Annotated in this window: 18 protein-coding genes and 1 pseudogene; 3 read left to right on the top strand and 16 right to left on the bottom strand. The window is 70.0% G+C overall.

Annotated elements, in window-relative coordinates; translation table 11 throughout:
- Nucleotides 1-110 precede the first annotated feature (110 nt).
- Nucleotides 111-924 (top strand): annotated as a pseudogene (locus tag ACP7TJ_RS04070) (IS5 family transposase).
- A 165-nt stretch (nt 925-1,089) separates the two neighbouring features.
- Here the strand turns inward: ACP7TJ_RS04070 and ACP7TJ_RS04065 are convergent.
- The 10 genes from ACP7TJ_RS04065 to ACP7TJ_RS04020 all read right to left on the bottom strand — a co-directional run bounded on the left by ACP7TJ_RS04065 (nt 1,090) and on the right by ACP7TJ_RS04020 (nt 7,496).
- Complete coding sequence (locus tag ACP7TJ_RS04065; RefSeq protein WP_189910772.1) at nt 1,090-1,539, bottom strand: hypothetical protein; 450 nt, start codon at nt 1,537-1,539, stop codon at nt 1,090-1,092.
- A 40-nt stretch (nt 1,540-1,579) separates the two neighbouring features.
- Nucleotides 1,580-2,044, bottom strand: coding sequence for a hypothetical protein (locus ACP7TJ_RS04060; RefSeq protein ID WP_189910771.1), 465 nt, complete (start codon nt 2,042-2,044; stop codon nt 1,580-1,582).
- 55 nt (nt 2,045-2,099) lie between these two features.
- Nucleotides 2,100-2,573, bottom strand: a complete 474-nt coding sequence (locus tag ACP7TJ_RS04055; protein ID WP_189910770.1) for a hypothetical protein — start codon at nt 2,571-2,573, stop codon at nt 2,100-2,102.
- Between the two features lie 50 nt (nt 2,574-2,623).
- The gene (locus ACP7TJ_RS04050; protein WP_189910769.1) at nt 2,624-3,100 is read right to left on the bottom strand and encodes a hypothetical protein; all 477 of its coding nucleotides are present in this window, start codon (nt 3,098-3,100) and stop codon (nt 2,624-2,626) included.
- Nucleotides 3,101-3,504: 404 nt separating this feature from the next.
- Nucleotides 3,505-4,092, bottom strand: a complete 588-nt coding sequence (locus ACP7TJ_RS04045) for a hypothetical protein (protein ID WP_189910768.1) — start codon at nt 4,090-4,092, stop codon at nt 3,505-3,507.
- The gene (locus tag ACP7TJ_RS04040) at nt 4,089-6,392 is read right to left on the bottom strand and encodes a hypothetical protein (RefSeq protein WP_427762147.1); all 2,304 of its coding nucleotides are present in this window, start codon (nt 6,390-6,392) and stop codon (nt 4,089-4,091) included. The genes ACP7TJ_RS04045 and ACP7TJ_RS04040 overlap by 4 nt, the downstream gene beginning before the upstream one ends.
- Before the next feature lie 111 nt (nt 6,393-6,503).
- On the bottom strand, nt 6,504-6,674 hold the full coding sequence (locus ACP7TJ_RS04035; protein WP_189910765.1) for a hypothetical protein: 171 nt from the start codon (nt 6,672-6,674) through the stop codon (nt 6,504-6,506).
- Nucleotides 6,675-6,682: 8 nt separating this feature from the next.
- Nucleotides 6,683-7,099: a hypothetical protein gene (locus ACP7TJ_RS04030; RefSeq protein ID WP_189910764.1), complete on the bottom strand. Its 417-nt coding sequence runs from the start codon at nt 7,097-7,099 to the stop codon at nt 6,683-6,685.
- Nucleotides 7,096-7,293: a helix-turn-helix transcriptional regulator gene (locus ACP7TJ_RS04025; protein ID WP_189910763.1), complete on the bottom strand. Its 198-nt coding sequence runs from the start codon at nt 7,291-7,293 to the stop codon at nt 7,096-7,098. The genes ACP7TJ_RS04030 and ACP7TJ_RS04025 overlap by 4 nt, the downstream gene beginning before the upstream one ends.
- A complete protein-coding gene (locus tag ACP7TJ_RS04020) occupies nt 7,290-7,496 on the bottom strand; it encodes a helix-turn-helix domain-containing protein (RefSeq protein ID WP_189910762.1) in 207 nt (68 codons plus the stop codon). Before ACP7TJ_RS04020 ends, ACP7TJ_RS04025 begins: the two co-directional genes overlap by 4 nt.
- Nucleotides 7,497-7,684: 188 nt before the next feature.
- Between ACP7TJ_RS04020 and ACP7TJ_RS04015 the strand changes: the two genes are divergently transcribed.
- Both ACP7TJ_RS04015 and ACP7TJ_RS04010 read left to right on the top strand, forming a co-directional pair.
- Nucleotides 7,685-8,113 carry a helix-turn-helix domain-containing protein gene (locus tag ACP7TJ_RS04015; RefSeq protein WP_189910761.1) on the top strand — a complete coding sequence of 143 codons (429 nt, stop codon included), beginning with the start codon at nt 7,685-7,687 and terminating at the stop codon, nt 8,111-8,113.
- A 25-nt stretch (nt 8,114-8,138) separates the two neighbouring features.
- Nucleotides 8,139-9,308, top strand: coding sequence for a site-specific integrase (locus ACP7TJ_RS04010; protein WP_427762143.1), 1,170 nt, complete (start codon nt 8,139-8,141; stop codon nt 9,306-9,308).
- A gap of 170 nt (nt 9,309-9,478) precedes the next feature.
- Here ACP7TJ_RS04010 and ACP7TJ_RS04005 read toward each other — a convergent pair whose 3' ends face one another.
- The 6 genes from ACP7TJ_RS04005 to ACP7TJ_RS03980 all read right to left on the bottom strand — a co-directional run bounded on the left by ACP7TJ_RS04005 (nt 9,479) and on the right by ACP7TJ_RS03980 (nt 17,035).
- Complete coding sequence (locus tag ACP7TJ_RS04005) at nt 9,479-10,270, bottom strand: SGNH/GDSL hydrolase family protein (protein ID WP_193459741.1); 792 nt, start codon at nt 10,268-10,270, stop codon at nt 9,479-9,481.
- A 68-nt stretch (nt 10,271-10,338) separates the two neighbouring features.
- Nucleotides 10,339-11,352 carry a hemolysin family protein gene (locus ACP7TJ_RS04000; RefSeq protein WP_427762141.1) on the bottom strand — a complete coding sequence of 338 codons (1,014 nt, stop codon included), beginning with the start codon at nt 11,350-11,352 and terminating at the stop codon, nt 10,339-10,341.
- Nucleotides 11,349-12,731 carry a hemolysin family protein gene (locus tag ACP7TJ_RS03995; RefSeq protein ID WP_367548645.1) on the bottom strand — a complete coding sequence of 461 codons (1,383 nt, stop codon included), beginning with the start codon at nt 12,729-12,731 and terminating at the stop codon, nt 11,349-11,351. Before ACP7TJ_RS03995 ends, ACP7TJ_RS04000 begins: the two co-directional genes overlap by 4 nt.
- Nucleotides 12,732-12,887: 156 nt before the next feature.
- A complete protein-coding gene (locus ACP7TJ_RS03990; protein ID WP_167742487.1) occupies nt 12,888-13,325 on the bottom strand; it encodes a GNAT family N-acetyltransferase in 438 nt (145 codons plus the stop codon).
- 88 nt (nt 13,326-13,413) lie between these two features.
- Nucleotides 13,414-15,981, bottom strand: coding sequence for an ABC transporter permease (locus tag ACP7TJ_RS03985; protein WP_427762138.1), 2,568 nt, complete (start codon nt 15,979-15,981; stop codon nt 13,414-13,416).
- 4 nt (nt 15,982-15,985) lie between these two features.
- On the bottom strand, nt 15,986-17,035 hold the full coding sequence (locus tag ACP7TJ_RS03980) for an ABC transporter ATP-binding protein (RefSeq protein ID WP_427762136.1): 1,050 nt from the start codon (nt 17,033-17,035) through the stop codon (nt 15,986-15,988).
- Nucleotides 17,036-17,128 lie beyond the last annotated feature (93 nt).

The raw sequence follows: 17,128 nt of genomic DNA, 5'->3' as shown, positions 1-17,128 counted from the left end.
TTGCGATCCGGGTGACGGTCCCGGTACCGGCGCTGGTATTCGCGGTCCTTCTCTGGGTCTCGGGTCTTCTTAGACCGTGTCCTACGTGGTGAGGCGTCGTTGTTTCGTTCATGGGGCGGGGTACGTGGAGTTGGATTGTTCCGGACGGGTTGTGGGAGATCGCGAAGCCGCTGATCCCGCCGTCGAAGGTGCGGCCGCAGGGCGGCGGAACACAGGACACGCCTAATGAGACGCTGTTCGCCGCGATCATCTACGTCCTGGTGTCCGGCTGCGCCGGGCGTGCGTTGCCGCCCTGCTTCGGCGTCTCGAAGTCGACCGCCCATCGGCGGTTCCTCATCTGGTCGAGAGCCGGTGTCTGGGGCCGGTTGCACGAGGCCGTGCTGCATCGGCTCGACGACGCCGGCCTCCTCGACGTCACCCGCGTCGTACTCGACACCGCCCACGTGAGGGCGAAAAAGGGGGCGAACACACAGGTCCGAGCCCCGTGGACCGGGGCAAGCCGGGTTCCAAGATGCACATCCTGTCGGACACGAACGGACTGCCCCTCCTCGTCGGCGTCTCGGCCGGCAACACCCACGACAGTGAAGGTCTGAAGCCGATGGTGGAGGGTCACCAAACGAGACACGACCCCTACCGCGACCGCTACTTCAAGCCCCAGCGCCTGCACGCCGACAAAGCCTGCGACCGGGCCGACCTGCGCAGATGGCTCCGCGGCAAGCGGATCGGCGTGCGCATCGCCCGCAAGGGCATCGAGTCCAGCGAACGATTAGGGCGTCGCCGCTGGGTCATCGAGCGGACTCCTGGCTGTCCGGCTACCGCCGCCTGAGTCCTCGCTACGAGCGAGATCCCCGCAACTGCCTGGCCTTTCTCGGCCTCGCCGCCACCCTGTGCTGCTACAAGCGGCTCGTCCGCCTCACCACGTAGGACACGGTCTTAGTGAGGGCGCCGCGTTTCCGGTAGGTCACGTCGGACGGGTTTATGCGTTCCGCCATGGCTTTAGTTTATCGAATTCGGGCGCGACTTCATAGTCGTGAGAATTCGTCAACCTATTTCCGTCAACCCAATTCCGACCCTAAATTTGTCGACCACTCACGGCAGGTCCGGTACGGTTCCTCCATCGGTCCCCAGTTCTTGGCGTACGACCACGATGAATTCGGCATGCGCGATAGACAGAGCATCCGTCCGGGCCGGATCTTCGGCCCACTCTCGTACGCATCGCAGGTACTCGTAGCACGATCTCACGACAGGGTTCGGCCCTTCGATCGTCACCTCTGCGGCGGCCTTCTGAAGGCTCGCGTATGCGGACGCGTCCCCCCAGTTCGACGACATGTCATGAGCGAGGGCCAGGAAGTTGCTGTACACCCTCCGGCGTCGTTCCTCTGTACGGGCCTGTCTCTGCTCGTCCAGGGTTGCCTGCACCGTGTCCCTCGTCGCCGCTGCCTGATGCAGCCCCGCGCTCCTCGCGAACCATCCACCAGCGACGGCACCCGCCACTGCCGACCCCGCCGCGATCACGGCCACCCACAACTCGCTGCTCATGGCGGCATTCTGCCTCTCCGAGCACGGCTGGGGGTGTGGTTCAGCCGTCCAGGGTGGATCGGATCCCCAGGGCGTCACGGGCGGCGTCGATGTAATCCGTGTGAGCTGAAGCCGCGGGATCGGTGTTCCCTAGGTCTAGCTCTCTAAGCGACCGTGTGTAGCGAATTGCCTTGAGAACCACCGTGTCTGGACCTTCAAGGACAACCTGAGTCAACGCCTTCTGAAGCTGCTTACTGAACTCGGAGTTGTCTCGATCAGAGGAGAAGTCCGTGGCAGCCTCCAGGAAGGCGCCGTACACCTGACGCCGCCGCTCCTCGATCCTGGCACGCCGTTGATCGTCCAGGGTCTTCTGCATGATGTGCAGCGCCGCGTCCGCCTGCCGGTCCCCGGCGTGCTTCGCGGCCTCCGCCTGTCGTAGTCCGGCGCTCCGCGTTAGCCAACCGGTGACAAGACTGCCCAATACCGCCGAGCCCGCCGCTATCAGTGCGATCCACAGTTCGTCCACGGCGGCATTCTGCCCCTCCAGGTGCTGTGGAAGGGGCAGTTCGGCGTGCCGGCTGTCAGTGGATGCCGCCCCGGCTCTCCACGATGGACCGCAGGGGGCAGGTGGCCTGGAGCGGGGACGGCGTCCAGTCCAGGGCCTCGGCCCATGCTTTGAACCGCTCGTTGACGACGGGGAGCTTGAACCAGTCGAGCTTCTCGCCGGTCGTCTCGTGGACGGGCCATGTGAAGTACGCCAGGAAGTCTTGGACCGGAGGGACGCGGTCCATGAACTGCCGTTGGAATGGGGCGGTCTCGAAGACCCCGTTCCCAGGCGACGACACGCCCCAGTAGATCGAGACGGCGTCCTCTTCCCACTGCTTCGGGCACTCACGGCGGACGACCTTGACCCACTGCCTGAACTGCTCCTCGCCGCTCTCATCGTAGTACTCGTCGACCATGGGGGAGAGGTTGATCTCGGGGTGTAGCTCCAGCGGCACGACGCGTTCGTAGCCGGTCTTGCGAGACGAGAAGCGCCACTTGGCGGTCTTCATGTTCATACCGCGCCTCTGTTCGTGTTGTACGGCGGTGAGGTGTTGGTCCGTCAGTCTGGCAGAGTGCCTACGACGTTGCCCGCGAGTCCCACGATGACGCCCACGGCGAGGATGAGCGGCCCCCTGTAGCCCGTCCACCAGTGTCCTGGGCCTTCGCCTGCGACGAGCTGTCGTAGGCCGTCCAGCTGGTCCTTGAGGCCGTCCGCGGTGCTGTTCAGCTGGCGTTCGAAGCGCTGGGTGAGGCGGTCGGAGAGTTCTTTGTCGCGTCGGTCGACTTCGTGGGCGAGGGCGCGGTGGGACGCTTCGAGGGCTTCGATGCGCTGCTCCAGGGTCTGCTCGCCGATCTCGGCCCGGGCGGTCATGCCTGCTTCGACGGAGAGGGCGGCTCCGAGGTGGGTGATGACGGGGCGGTGGAGGTACTGGGCGAGGCGTCGTCGGGCTTTCTTGATGTCCTTGATGGTGATCCAGATGCCGATGATCTCCAGGGCAGCGGCCACGGAGACCAGGGTGATGGTGAGGGCGGTCATGGGGTGGACCGTACCGAGGGCGTCCGACATGAACGGTGGTTCGGCGGCATCCAGGGAAACACTGTCCGGAATGTCCGAAGGTGGTAGGTGGTACCTGGTGGCACCTCCCGCACGTGTGTGAGGGAGGCGGGTGGCACTCACGCTCCGTGATCATCGTGCCCGACAGTGAACTCCCTCTGACCTGTGCCTTTTACTCTCTCTTTAGAAGATCCACTTTCGCGCAGGGGTAGTGCACGAGCCGACCCCGGGGTGGTGCTACCACGTACCCCCTTCCGGCATAACGGACATCTTGAAGGGGTGGTGGTACCTGGTGGTACCTGGCGGCAATCTTGATGAAGTGGGCTATCTAGACATAAAAGGAGGCCCTCAGCGGGGGCTGAGGGCCTCGGGGTGGTACCTGGGATTCAGGTGCCCTTGCCGGGCTGGGAGGGTCCGAGCGAAAGCTCGCCCTCATCGCTGAGTCGAACCCAGTCACGGACGACGGCGAGTTCTACCCCCGGACGCAGCGTGTGGCGTACTCCAGAACCGAGCTTCTTGTTCAACTCGCCGAGCGTCCTCGCCCCGGCAGAGACCTTCTCCCATACCCACCGAGCGCGGATCTCGATGGACCGGTCGGCGGCGGCCTTCTGGGTGTGGATCGTAACGGCCTTCTGGAGGTCGGCCTCGGTCCTCTCCCGCTGCTTCTCCTCGGCCTCACGGCGAGCCTCGTCGATGAGGAATGCCCGCAGCTCGCAAAATGCCTCCCAGAGGATCTCGGCCAGCTCCCAGTCCTCCATGTTGATCTCGTCGCGGCCCTCCATGAGCGCCAGGAGCGCGGACAGCTTCGCCTTGGACAGGTTGGCGTGTGCGTTGAGCTTGCCCTGGTCGACGCTCTCGTCGCCCCGGCCCCGCAGAACGATGTCCCGGCGTATCAGGCGCTTCAGGTCCGTCGGCATCTCGATGAGGCGCTGAGCCTTCGGCCCCTCGGCCAGTTGGGCGAGGCTGAGGGTCATCTCCTGAGGGCAGTACGGCACTCGCCCGGCCAGTCGACCGGGTCCATCGGGATGTCTGGGTCGACGGCGTTGCACCAGATGAACCGCTGGGCGGTTCCCGTCTCGTCGTCCTGGATGACCTTCAGGACGTTGGAGTACTGAAAGCCCACGACCATGCTGATGGTGTACGAGCGGGCCGGGATGACGCGGTTGCGCTCTGCCGTGGCGTTGAGCTGGCCGAGCGGTCCTCCCGTCCACGCAACCCGGATCGACGGCCACAGGGACGAACCGTCGCGGCTTCCGAGGCGGATCAGGGTCTCGCCCTCGTCCACGTCGAAGAAGATGTTGTGGCGTACCTGCTTACGGACGGACGTCTGCTTCACGACCCCGTCCTTGCCGGTCTTGCCGTCGGGGTCGTCCTCCATGACGGTCCCCATGAGGCCCTCGGCCATTCCCTCACCGGTGCCGATCGGGACGCCGTCGAGGACGTCCCGGTGCTCGGGGGTGTAGGTGAGGTCGCGCGCGCCGGCCACCGACGACGACTTGTTCGTGCCGGAGCGGGCGCAGATGCCGACGTAGATGTTGGGGCACACGGGCTGCTTGGCCCCGGTGTTGATACGGATGCGGTGGTCGATCAGGGCGGACATGCGTGCCAAGTAGGCGTACAGGAAGACGTCGGAGGAGCAGCACTGGGAGTGCGCGGCCTGGCGAATGTGTTGCAGGACCGGGCGTCGGTCCCAGAACGACGGGGGAATACGCCCCGGGATGATGGGCCCTTCCGGAGCGGTCTCGCCGTCGGCGTCCGGAGCCGTTTCACCGTTCATCTGCGCGGTAATGCGGGCCTTGGCCGCGTCGGTGAGGACACGCCGGACGTTGCCTTCCGCGTCCTGGACGGTCTTGTAGTCGGACGGCCGGAAGGTGGGCATCTGAAAGTCTGCCCATGCGTCTGCGGTGGGAGCAGGCTTCTGAGCGGGTACGCGCGGTGCGCCGTACCCACTGCGACGAAGCTCGGCGGCGCTGGCCTTCATGTCGCCGCCGTGCTGAACAACCGCGCGATAGAGGGACGGCGACAGGAACTGGTCCTTGTAGGTGGTGCCGAGGAGCCCAGGGGCGTTGTCCGAGAAGACGAAGAACTTCGCGCCATACGACAGCGCGCCGACGCCCTCGTTGGCCCCGAGCGTGGCGGAGATCTGCTCACCGGGACCCTTGCCGGGGCGCCAGAAGCGCAGGACGCCGTTGTGAAAGCCCTCCTCGGCCCAGCCGTCGCGGGTGAGGAGGTCCCTGAACGTGCCGCGCTTCCAGATCTCGCGGTCGTAGTGGCCCCAGGGGGTTTCGCCGTCGTCGGAGGTGCTGCGTGCCGATCCAGCGGCGCGCCCCTGGATGACGGGGCGGGGGCCGCGGAGTACTTCTCCGGTGATCGGGTCGACGAGCGATCCGTCGTCCGTCTGCACGGGCTCGGGGGCCAGGGTCAGAAGGTCGGTCAGGCTGTAGCGGGGGCCGTCGGTGGTGACGAGGCGTGCCAGCTTGGGCTCGACGCCGAGCTTGGCGTTGACGGTGCCGGGGATGCGCATGAGGCGGTCGTTGTTCGGCACGGAGTCGTGGTGCATGTCGCGGGCGTTCGCGGCCCGGACGACGCGGTCGTGAAACCGGCCGGAGGCTGCACGCCACTGCTTGAGCAGGGCCGCGCCTTCTTCGCCGTCGGGGAGGCGGACTGGCGTGTCCAGGAGCCATGCTCCGTTGATGCCGCCGCCGGTCGTCCAGACGAGCGTCGGTGCCTTGCCGACGGCCTGTGTCCAGATGTCGAGGACGGTGTCGGCGTCCGGAGGGAGCGGCAGCTTGTTCTCGTTGCGCTTGTGGTGGCCGGGGACGTCGTAGTCGCCATTGAGGACGAAGCCGACTAGCTCGCAGACGTTGGACTGTCCGCCGCGTCGATTGCCGGTGGGCCACTCGGCCATGGTGGTGGGCAGGCGGAGGAATGCGCCGGTGATGGGCACGTGCGGGAAGTGCTGCGCCGACTCCTCGGGGGTGGGCGGTGCTCCCTGTGTGCTCCGGTGGATGCGCGCGGCGAGCCACTCGTAGTCGTGGGTGGCCGGACGTCCGTTGTTCTCTTCGGCGGTCCAGGTGCCGAGCCGCTGCGGGACGTTGATGGACCGCTGGGTCACCGTGAACGTGGTGTACGAGACGACGCCTTCGGGGAGTCGCGGGTACAGCGCTTTGAGGAACGCGATGGTCTGGTCGGGGTCGGGTTCGACGTCCGTCAACCCGGCCGGCCCGTCGCCCGACGAGGTTGACGAGCCATAGCCGCGTGCGACAATGTCCACAACGCGCCTTTCTTTTGTGTCATCCTGGCGTGTCCAGACGCCGGGATGTGTACGAGCGGGGCGTGAGCCCCTCCGCGTCGGCGATATCAGCGCCAGCGAGGAGGGGCTTGATCACGTCTGGGGGTGCTGCCGTGCCTCGCACGACGGGCAGTCGCCGTCCGGTGCGAAGCCGTGGTCGCCGAGGATGTGGTCCATCCGGGCGTTGAGGCGGCTGAAGCCCTGCTCGATCTGGTTGCGGAGCCGCGCGTACTCGGCGCGCTCTTCGGGGGTTACGGGGTCCATGTCTTCTCCTATGCGGCTGCGGTGAGCTGAAGCTGCTTGCGGCTGGCGTGGTGGCGCTTCTGGGTGGCGCTGACGCGGGCGATGACTTCGGGTACCTTCTGGTTGCCCGCGTTGATGTTGAGGAGCTGCTCCCCGGTCGCCCAGCGGAAGAAGTGGGTCCAGGCGGTCTCGGCGGTGAAGCGCTGCGCGTAGGGGACGGCTGCCAGGGCGAGGGCCTGCGGGGGTGCGTCGAGGGTGCGCAGCCAGGCGTTGAGGCGGGGGTTGCGACGGTCGTCGTCAAGCTTGCGGTGGGCCCAGTGGACGTAGGCCCGGCTCTGGGTTCCGTTGAGGGGCTTGCCGGTGTGGCCTATGTAGCGGGCGCGACCTTGGTCGTCGATGAGGGCGTAGATGTAGGCGAGGCGTCCGGCCTCGGGCTGGGTGTTCACGATGCCTCCAGGGCGTTGATGAGGCTGGCGGTGACGACGACGCGGGTGCCGTAGCGGAGGCTGCGGACGGGGGCGTCGCCGGTCTTGATGCGGGCGTAGAGCCAGCTGCGGGAGCAGCCGAGGGCTGCGGCGGCCTGGTCGACGGGTACGACGGCGGGCCAGGTGCGGATGTCGGCGAGGGTGGGGGCGCTCACGAAGCGGCCTCCAGCAGAGCGGTGTCGAACCGCCGGAGTTCGTCGGCGCTGTAGAGCATGCGGCGGCCGACCTTCACGGCGCGGGGGCCGTAGTCGATGCGCCGCCAGTACCGCACAGTGCTCGCTGAAGTCCGGTAGCGGTGCGCGACCTCGTCCGTGGTGAACCAGTCCTGAGCGCTGTCGAGCGACTCGGAGTCCAACATGCAATCCTTCCATCTTGGGAGTAGAGGAGGACGAGAAAGGAGTAGATTCTCCGTTGAAAGAATGATCCTCGCGGCGGCTTGCGTTGTCAAGAACGGTAGGACACACTACCGTCATGGGAGAAAACGAGGTGGGCGGAACCTCGCGACCACGGCGTCCGAACGAGCTGGGGCCGACAGGAAACCGCCTGATGGAGAACCTGAAGTCACTGCGGGAGCGCGCTCAGTTCACGACGGAGCAGCTCGCCGCAGAGGTGACCCGCCTCGGTCGCCCGATGCGGGCGAACACCATCACGAAGATCGAGAAGGGGCAACGTCGAGTCGATGTCGATGACCTGATGGCACTGTCCGTGGCCTTGGGCGCTTCTCCTGCGCGGCTGCTTATGCCGCCGACGCTCCACGGGGAGGTCGAGCTGACGGGCAGCAAGACCGTCTCGGCGTTCGACGCCTGGATGTGGGCCACGTTCCGGCGCCCTCTGGAGATTCCCGAGGGGGACGACGGCACGGCGCTCGTTGAGCACCAGGTGCGGTCCTTGCCGGTTGGTCTGCGCCAGTTTGGTCAGCCCGGAGAGGCAGGCATTCAGGGATCGCACGGCTTCGTGCCCTTGCCGGGCGACTGAGCAGAAGCGCGAAAGGGGGAATGTGATGGCCGAACCCGTCAAGAAGATCACCTTGAGCAGCGGCAAGGTCCGCTACCGCACGGTGGTCGACGCTGGTCGCGACGCCAGCGGCAAGCGCATCCAGCTCACCGTCACCAGGGACACCAAGCGTGAAGTCCTTGAGGAACGGGCCCGGATCATCAGCCAACGGTCGGCCGGCACCCTCATTGCCCCCAGCAAGATCACGGTGGGGGAGTGGCTCGACGAGTGGTTGGAGCACAAGCGCCGCGACGTCGAACCGACAACCATCCGCGTGTACCGGATCGCCCTGGTGCACGTCTACGACACGCTCGGGCACATCCGCCTCCAGGAGCTGACCGAGGACCACATCCAGGACTTCGTCGACAACCTCGTCGCAGGCGGCCGACGCGCAGGCGGGCCCGCCGGATCGCGGCTGGCCGTCTCCACCGTCGAGGGCATCCTCACGCGCCTGCGCGACGCCCTCGGCCGGGCCGTGGTCCGCAAGCTCATCCCCGCCAGTCCTGCCCAGTACGTCCGCGTCGCCCTGGCCGACAAGAAGGCCGGCAAGCGGGAACGGGTCCGACCCAAGCCGTGGACCGTTCAGGAGGTGCAGGCGTTCATCAAGGGCGTCGAACGGGACCGCCTGTACGCGCCGATGCTGCTGTCGCTGATGGGCCTGCGTCCGGCGGAGGTGTGCGGCCTGCGCTGGACGGACGTCGACCTGAAGGCGGGAACCCTGGAGACGGCCAACACCCGCACCATGATCGGCAACAAGCTGGTGCTGGAGAAGGACACCAAGACGTCGGCAGGCCAGAGGCTGCTGCCCCTCCCGGGCAAGGCGCAGGACGCTTTGAAGAAGTTCAAGGCCCGCCAGGCAACCGAGAAGCTCAGTGCGGGCGAGGCGTACACCGACACGCCGTACGTCGCAGTCGACCTGCTCGGCCGTCCCATGAACACCCGCAACTTGCGGGAGCACGCCTACCGGCTCATGCGGGAGCTGGAGATGCGGCGGGTCCGCCTGTACGACGCCCGCCACTCCTGCCTGACGTACCTCGCGGTGTCTGGCGTCCCGGACGTTGTCCTCGCCGCGTGGGCGGGCCACACGAATGCTTCCTTCACCAAGGCCAAGTACGTCCGTCCCGGGGTGGAGGATCTGCGGTCCGCCGCAGCCGCCTGGGACGGCTTTCACGGATGACGAACGTAGCGAGCGATGTGAGAGGTTGTGAGAAATGACCCCCGGCTAGTCCGTGAGAAGCACCTCTGAGCTGGGGCTTTACTCACAGACGTAGAAGCGTACAGGAGTCTACTGGCGATTCGTGCAGGCCCGCGCCACGGGGTGACCTGGAGGAACGTACGAACGGACGGTCACGCCGTCTCGTACGGCAGCAGCTCGGGGCGCTTGGGCGGCAGGCCGTCGCCCGAGGAGCGGCCGGTGAGCCGGCGGCCGATCCACGGCAGCAGGTGCCGTCGCGCGAACCGGGCGTCCTCGACCCGGCGCGCCACCCAGTGCGGCGGCAGCGTGGCCTCCGGGGGCAGATGCCACTCGGGGTCCTCCGCCGGGTGGCCGAGCGCCTGCCACACCGCCTCCGCGACCCTGCGGTGACCCTCGCCGGTGAGGTGCAGCCGGTCCACGTCCCACAGCCGGGGGTCGCCGAGCGCGGGCGCCCCGTACAGGTCGACCACCAGCGCGTCGTGCCGGGCGGCGAGCTCGTCGATGGTGGCGAACAGCGCCTCCATGCGCGGACGGAAGCGCTCCAGCACCGGTCCCTGGCGGCCCGGACTGCGCATCAGCACGAGCTGTTCGCAGTGCGGGGCCAGCCGCTCCACGGCCTCGGTGAGCAGGTCCCGCACCCGTCCCATGTCGCACTTGGGGCGCAGGGTGTCGTTCAGGCCGCCGACCAGGGTGATCACGTCGGCCCCCATGGCCGCCGCCCGGTCCACCTGCTCGTCGACGATCTGCTGGATCAGCTTGCCGCGGACCGCGAGATTGGCGTACCGGAAGCCGGGCGTGACGGCCGCCATCCGGGCGGCGAGCATGTCGGCCCAGCCGCGGTAGGTGCCGTCGGGCAGCAGGTCCGACATGCCTTCGGTGAAGGAGTCGCCCAGAGCGACGAGGCTGGTGTGGGCGGGGGTGCTGGGGGTGGGGTTCGTCTGCATGGCGACAGAAATGGTAGCCCCTGGCACATACTCGCCGGTCGGTCACCTTCCCCGTGGCCGGAAGCCGCTCAGGTCCGCAGCCCGAACAGCTCCCGCAGCACGTCCTCCATCGTCACAAGACCCGCCATGCGCCCGTCCGTGCCGAGCACGGCCGCCAGATGCGTACGGCTGCGCCGCATCGCGGTGAGCACGTCGTCCATCGGCGTGCTCTCCCGGACCCGCGCGATCGACCGCATGTCCCGCAGCCGGAACGGCATGTCCCGCGGCGAGGCGTCCAGGGCGTCCTTGACGTGCAGATACCCGACGATCCGCCGCTGCTCGTCCACCACCGGGAACCGCGAGAAGCCGGACCGGGCCGACAGCCGTTCCAGCTCCTCCGGCGTGACGCCCACCCGTGCGTAGACCACCCGCTCCAGCGGCATCACCACGTCCCGCACCGGGCGCCGGCCCAGCTCCAGCGCGTCGTGGAGCCGCTCCCGGGCCCGGTCGTCGATCAGGCCCGCCTCGCCGGAGTCCTTCACGATCTGCGCCAGCTCGGCGTCCGAGAAGGACGCGGTCACCTCGTTCCGCGTCTCCACCCGCAACAGCCGCAGCAGCGTGTTCGCGAAGGCGTTCACCGTGAAGATCACCGGGCGCAGCGCACGGGACAGCGCCACCAGCGGCGGGCCCAGCAGCAGCGCGCTGCGCACCGGCTCGGCGAGCGCGATGTTCTTCGGCACCATCTCGCCGAGCAGCATGTGCAGATACGTGGCCAGGGCCAGCGCGATCACGAACGACACGGCGTGCCCGGCGCCTTCGGGGACGCCCACCGCGTGGAACACCGGCTCCAGCAGATGGGCGATGGCCGGCTCGGCGACGATGCCGAGGACCAGGGTGCACAGCGTGATGCCCAGCTGCGCCGCGGCGAGCAGCGCGGACACGTGCTCGAGACCCCACAGCACCCGCTTGGCGCGCCGGTCGCCCTCGTCCGCGTACGGCTCGATCTGGCTGCGGCGCACCGAGATCAGGGCGAACTCCGCGCCGACGAAGAAGGCGTTGGCGACCAGGGTGGCCAGGCCGATCAGCAGTTGCACGGCGGTCATCGGCGGGCCCCCGGGTCGTCGTCGGTTCCGGCGGACGCGGAGGTGTCGCCGTCCGGCCGCGGGGGCGGCCCGTCGTCGAAGGGCGCGCGCAGCAGCACACGCGCCGCGCGGCGGCCCGAGGCGTCCGCCACCTCCAGCCGCCAGCCGGTCACCTCGACGGAGTCCCCGGTCTCCGGGATCCGGCCCAGCTCGGCGGCCACCAGCCCGGCCAGCGTCTCGTACGGCCCCTCCGGGGCGCGCAGCCCCACCCGGGCCAGCTGGTCCAGGCGTGCGGAGCCGTCGGCGGAGAACAGCTCGTGGCCCGCTTCGTCGGTGCCGGCCCGCGCCAGGTCGGGCGTCTCGTGCGGGTCGTGCTCGTCGCGGACCTCGCCGACGACCTCCTCCACGATGTCCTCCAGGGTGGCCACGCCCGCGGTGCCGCCGTACTCGTCGATGACCACGGCCATGGTGCGGCGGCCCGACAGCCGGTCCAGCAGCCGGTCGACGGTGAGCGACCCGGGCACCAGCAGCGGTTCGCGCATCAGCTCCGACACGGGCACCTCGGGACGGCGCTCGGCGGGCAGCGCGAGCACGTCCTTCACATGCGCCGTGCCGACGACCCGGTCCAGCGTCTCGCGGTACACGGGGAACCGGGACAGCCCGGTCGCGCGGGTCACATTGGCCACGTCCTCGCAGGTCGCGCGCTCCTCCAGGGCGATGACCTGCACACGGGGCGTCATCACGTTCTCCGCCGTCAGGCCGGCGAGGTTCAGCGTGCGGACGAACAGCTCGGCGGTGTCCGGCTCCAGGGCGCCCTCCTTGGCGGAGTGCCGGGCCAGCGCGGCCAGCTCCTGGGGGCTGCGCGCGGACTCCAGCTCCTCGGCCGGCTCCAGCCCGATCCGGCGCACCATCCGGTTGGCCGAGTTGTTCAGGTGGGTGATGAACGGGCGGAACGCGGTGCTGAACCAGCGCTGGGCGTTGCCCACCCGTTTGGCGACCGCGAGCGGCGAGGAGATCGCCCAGTTCTTCGGCACCAGCTCGCCGACCACCATCAGGAACACCGTCGACAGGCCGGTGCCGATCACCAGCGCCAGCGAGCGGGCCAGCGACTCCGAGGCGCCGAGGTCCCTCAGCGGGCCTCTGATCAGCGCGGCGACCGACGGCTCGGCGAGCATGCCGACGACCAGGTTGGTGACGGTGATGCCGAGCTGGGCCCCCGAGAGCTGGAACGTGAGGCTGCGGACGGCCTTGAGCGCACCGGCGGCGCCCCGCTCGCCGCGCTCCACCGCACGCTCCAGCTCGGCCCGCTCGACCGTGGTGAGGGAGAACTCGGCCGCCACGAACGCCCCGCACAGGAGCGACAGCAGGATCGCCGCCAGGAGGAGGAGCACTTCGGTCATCGGGTCACCTCCGTCCCATCGTCGGACAGGACGGGGTCGGACGCGCGGTGTCGGCAACCGGAGGCGGGCCCACGGGCGGTGACACGACCTTTCACGGAGGGCCGGGCGGCCCTCACCGGGTGGAGGACGGGCAGAGTCCGGCCGGCGGGCCGCGGATCACCCGGTCAGGGGCTTCACCCAGCGCCGCCAGCGTTCCTCCGGCGCATACCCCGCCGCGCCCCACGCATGATGGGCGGTCTCGTTGCGCTGCAGCACCATCGCGTCCGCGCGGCGCCCGCCGAGCGCCGCGAACCGGTGCTCCGCGGCGGCCAGCAGCGCCGTGGCGACGCCCTGGCGGCGGTGGTCCGGGTGCACCGCCAGGCGGTACAGATGGCACCGCCAGCCGTCGAAGCCCGCGATCACCGTGCCGACCAGCTCCCCGTCCCGCCCGGCGAGGATCAGCGCCCCGGGGTCGCGGGCGACCAGCCGCGCCACGCCGTCCCGGTCGTCGCTGATGCTCGTGCCCTCGGCGGACGTCTTCCAGAAGGCCAGCACGGCGTCGAGGTCGTCGGGGCCGGCGGTCCGGATCCGCAGTGCGCTCGTCAGTTCACTCATGCGGCCGATCCCAGCACGGCCGCATGAGCGTGATCACGGAATTCCACGATGCGGACCGGCGCCACGGGGCGGGGGCGCGGAGGCCGGCTCACTCGTGGGCGATGGCCTCCAGCACATTCATCCGCGAAGCCCGCAGGGCCGGCAGCAGCGCCGCCGCCACGCCCACCGCCGCCGACCCGACGACCACCGCCACGACGGTGCCCCAGGGGACGGCGAACGCGGTCATGCCCTCCAGCGCCAGCACCTGCTGGACGCACACGCCCCACACCAGCCCCAGCGCGAGTCCGAGCACCGCACCGAACACCGCGATCACCACGGACTCCAGCCGGATCATGCGCCGCAGTTGCCGCCGGCCAAGACCGATCGCCCGCAGCAGCCCGATCTCCCGGGTGCGCTCCACCACCGACAGCGCGAGGGTGTTGACCACGCCCAGCACCGCGATCACGATCGCCAGCCCCAGCAGGGCGTACACCAGGTACAGCAGCACGGCGATCTGGTCGTGCACCAGCTCCTTGTAGTCGGCCTGGTCGCGCGCCTGCACCTGCGGGTACGGGTCGAGGGCCGCCTCCAGCCGGTCGCGCAGCTCGTCAGGGGAGGTCCCGGCCGCCGCGTTCACGTACAGCGCGGAGTCCTGGCCGCCCGGCACGTACCGCTCCACGGCCGCGATGCCGAAGAACAGCCCGCCGCGCATCCCGAAGCCCTCGCCGCCCTCCATGTCGGTCAGGGCGGCCACGGTGAACGCGGCGGTGCGCCCGCCCGGGAACTCCACCGGCACCCGGTCGCCGCGGCGCACGCCGTGCTCGGCCGCGAACCCCGCGTCCATGGCGATCCCGCCGGCGGCCAGCGCGGCCGCCGTACCGCCCTCGGCGTACGTCACCCGGGCGACGTCGTCGACGCCGTCGTCGTACCCGGAGGCGGTGGTCTCGATCCGTTCGCCGTCCGGCAGCCGCACCGCCACCGGCGCGAACCGCTGCCGTACGACCAGGCCCACGCCCTCGGTGTCCCGCACCCGGTCGGTGATCTCCTCCGGGAACGGCGTGAAGTTGGCGTTCTGGACCACGAAGTCCGCGCCGAGGGTCTTGTCGATCTGCTGGTCGAAGGACCGGGACATGGAGGCGCTGGCCACCGACAGACCGCCCACCAGGGCCAGCCCGACCATCAGCGCGGCGGCCGTGGCGCCGGTACGGCGGGGGTTGCGCAGGGCGTTGCGCTGGCTCATCCGGCCCACCGCGCCGAACACCGCGGGGAACGCCGCGCCCAGCACCCGGATCACCGGCCGCACCAGCAGCGGGCCCGCGACCACGGTGGCGACCAGGGTGAGCACCACCCCGAGCCCCAGCAGGGACGCCGCCGTCGCCGTCTCGCCGGACACGACGCAGCCCAGCAGCGCCGCCGCGCCGAGCACACCGACGACGCCTCCGGCCACCGCGCGGGCCCGCAGCGGCCGGCCCGCCCCGCCGACCTCCGCGTCGGCCAGCGCGGCCATCGGGGACACGGCCGCCGCGCGACGGGCCGGGAGGTACGCGGCGACGAAGGTGACGCCCACGCCCACGGCGTACGCGGAGACGGGCGTGGCCCACCCGACCGCCATCTCGGTCGTCCTGAGGTTCATCCCGAAGGCGCTCATCAGCCGGATCAGCCCGAAGGCCAGCCCCACCCCGGCCGCCAGGCCCACCGTCGAGCCGGCCAGCCCGAGCAGCACCGCCTCCGTCAGCACCGACCGCCGCACCTGCCGCCGGTCCGCGCCGAGCGCCCGCAGCAGGCCCAGCTCGCGGGTGCGCTGGGCGATCAGCATCGAGAAGGTGTTGACGATCAGGAACACGCCGACGAGCACGGCGATCCCGGCGAATCCCAGCATCGCGTACTTGATGACGTCGAGGAACGCGCCCAGCTCCTCGGAGGCCGTCTCGGCCTGCTCGTCCGCCGTCCTCACCTCGTAGGCGCCGGCGCCGAGTTCGGCGGTGATCCGCCGCTTCAGCTCCGCGTCGGGCACGTCCGGAGCCGCTTCCACGGAGACGCCGGTGGCCCGGTCCGCCGCGCCCAGCAGACGGGTGGCCGCCACCCCGGGGTCCAGGAACACCAGGGCCGCGCCCGGATTGGTGGTGGTGAAGGTGGCGATCCCGACCACCTCGACGCGGAACGAACCGGGCTGCGCCTGCACGGTCAGCGTGTCCCCGATCTCCACGTCCCTGGCGTCCGCGGTGTCCGCGTCCAGCACGGCCTCGCCGTCCCCGCGCGGGGTGCGGCCGGAGGTCAGCTCCACCACGCTGCGCTCGGTGACGTGCCAGTCCACGGCGAGGGTCGGGGCGCCGGTGGTCGGACCCACCGACTCGTTGCGGTCGTCGACGACGGTGACGTTCTCCACCTCGACGTCCGGGTGCGCCGACGCCACGCCCTCGACACCGCTGAGCCGCCGGGCCAGCCCCGCGGGCACCGTCGCCACGGCCCCGGTCGGCACCGAGGCCTCCAGGTCCTCCCGCGGCTGCACCGTCACATCGGCGGAACTGGAGGCGAACAGCCGGTCGAAGGTACGGCTGACGGTGTCGGAGAAGATCAGACTGCCCGCGACGAACGCCACGGACAGCACGACGGCGAGGGCGGACAGCAACAGCCGCCCCTTGTGCGCGAGAAAACTCCGCAGGGTGGCTTTCAGCACGACGTCAGCCCTCCCCGGAGCCCTGCGCGCCGCCCGGCCCCCCGGCGCGGGGCGCTCCGTCACCGGGGTGCGCGCCCCCCGTCGCCCCGCCCGGCGTTCCGCCGTCCGAGGGCCCGCTGCCCTGCCGCCCGCCGTGCGGCGGCGAGGCGTCCGGTCGGCCGTCGTCCGGCCGGGCGTTGGGCAGTGTGCCCGCATCCCGGGCGCCAGGGGTCTCGGCCCCCGGTACGCCCTCGTCGGGGGCCACGGCGTTCCGCCTCCCGCCGTCGGAGGGCGTCGTGCCCCGCACGACGTCGAACCGCTTCATCCGTTCCAGGACCGATTCCGCCGTGGGGCGGTGCATCTCGTCCACGATGCGGCCGTCCGCCAGGAACAGGACCAGGTCGGAGTGGGCGGCGGCGCCGGGATCGTGGGTGACCATGACCACCGTCTGGCCCAGCCGGTCCACCGCCTCCCGCAGGAAGCCCAGCACCTCGAGGCCGGCGCGCGAGTCGAGATTGCCGGTCGGCTCGTCGGCGAAGATCAGCTCGGGCCGGGAGGCCAGGGCCCGCGCGCAGGCCACCCGCTGCTGCTGGCCGCCCGACAGCTGCGCGGGCCGGTGCTTCAGCCGGTCCCGCAGGCCCAGCGTGTCGATGACCTGGTCCAGCCACGCCTCGTCCGGTTTCTGCCCGGCGATGTCCATGGGCAGGGTGATGTTCTCGCGCGCGTTCAGCGTGGGGATCAGGTTGAACGACTGGAACATGAACCCGATGCGGTCCCGCCGCAGCCGGGTCAGCTCACGGTCCTTCAGACCGGTGATCTCCGTGTCGCCGAGCCACACCTGACCGGCGGAGACGGTGTCGAGCCCGGCCAGACAGTGCATCAGCGTGGACTTCCCGGACCCCGAGGGTCCCATCACCGCCGTGAAGCGGCCGCGCGCGATGTCCACGTCCACCGAGTCCAGCGCGATCACCGCCGTCTCGCCCGAGCCGTACGCCTTGGTCAGTCCGCGGGCGCGGGCGGCGGTTCCGTCGGCCGGCGCGAGGCCGGGGGCGTGCTCCGCAGCGGGTCGGGACAAGGCCGCCTCCTCCGGTGAACAGCCGGGTCGAGCATGTCGCGCCGAGGGTAAGGCGGCCCGCCCCGCACGGGACATCCCCCGTGAGTGCCGGTT

It is taken from the genome of Streptomyces sp. DSM 41931 (assembly GCF_050271085.1).
Classification (GTDB): Bacteria; Actinomycetota; Actinomycetes; order Streptomycetales; family Streptomycetaceae; genus Streptomyces; species Streptomyces albogriseolus.
Note: the sequence above shows the minus strand (reverse complement) of the source record. Positions and strands in the feature narration are given on the sequence as shown.